Annotated in this window: 2 pseudogenes; both read right to left on the bottom strand. The window is 69.9% G+C overall.

Annotated elements, in window-relative coordinates:
- A pseudogene (locus KGQ19_RS48670) lies at positions 1-707 on the bottom strand (hypothetical protein); the annotation flags it as partial.
- Positions 704-1,188, bottom strand: a pseudogene (locus KGQ19_RS48665) (ThiF family adenylyltransferase); the annotation flags it as partial. The pseudogenes KGQ19_RS48670 and KGQ19_RS48665, both read right to left, overlap by 4 nt.

The raw sequence follows: 1,188 nt of genomic DNA, 5'->3' as shown, positions 1-1,188 counted from the left end.
GCTGTGGGCGGCCTGGGCGGGGTGGTGTGGGTTCTGGTTTCCTCGCGGTCTGGCTGCTCTGGCTGCTCTGGCTGCTCTGGCTGTTCGGGGTGTTCTGGGCGGCCGTAATGCTCGGGTTCTTCTGTCCAGCCGCCGGGGGCGATTCGGATGTGCGCTCGACCGACACCGGCCTGCGGCAAGATCCTCTCCAACGCGGCCCGAGCCGTCAGCGCCGGACTCGCAGCGGCCTGAACCGCACAGAGCCAGACATCGTCGCGGTCAGGCCATGCGATGCGGAGCGGTCCCGTCGGCCCCGCCACCGTCGTCGCGGCGATGAGCGTGGTCGAGCGACCGTCCTTCGCGATGGTCACTGTTCCGGACGATATCAGTGCTCTAACTTCCTCCACCTCGTCCACCGCCGCCGCGACCACCGGATCGACTTCCCCGATCTCCTCACCCCGCCCGAGCGCGATGAGCATCGTCGTCGGCGCCAGCCTGAACACCACCGTCAGCCCGCTGATGACCGACGCGAATCCCCGCAGCGTCGCCCGCAACTCGCCGCCGAGCTCCGCGGCTTCCGGCGACTCGGATTCCAGGTGTGCGGCAAGGGTTTCCGCGTCGATCGGTGGCCCCGGCCGCACCTGATCGGCAAGTCTGGCGAGGGTCGTGCGCAACGTCGCGAGCCAGGTCGTGGCGATGGGGGAGGGGGCCGGATACAAGGCGCTCATTCAGCGTCCTTCAGTGCCCTGATGAGATCGACGTCCGGTTCCCGGTAAGCCGACGGATCCGTCCGCCCCGCGACCTCACCACACACCGGGCAATCGTCGCGGCTCGTGACCGACAACCACAATGACTGGTACGCGTACTGGGCCGGCGTCGAGCGCATCAGGTCGGCGAAGATCCAGTAGTCGGGCTCGTGCCCGAAGACCGCATACGTGGTGCCGGCCTTGAGGATGCCGTACGCGAACCGGGCGGCAGCGGCATCATCGTCGGGCGCGTGCAACAACCCGAGCGCGGCCTTCGCCGCCACCGCCGCCACCTGGTGCACATCCGCGAGCAGCCCCGGCTCCGCCACCAGCCGCCCGGTCCCGTAGTCGGTCCGCGCGGCGACGTCCCCACTCCCGGTCTCCCGCAGATCGGCCCGCACACCCCCGGTCGCGCACGCAAAGCACGCACTCCCGGCCGCGGCGACGATGACCTCCCCACCCC

It is taken from the genome of Catenulispora pinistramenti (assembly GCF_018274385.1).
Lineage (GTDB): Bacteria > Actinomycetota > Actinomycetes > Streptomycetales > Catenulisporaceae > Catenulispora > Catenulispora pinistramenti.
The sequence above is the reverse complement of the archived record's forward strand: the minus strand, read 5'-3'. Positions and strand labels throughout refer to the sequence as shown.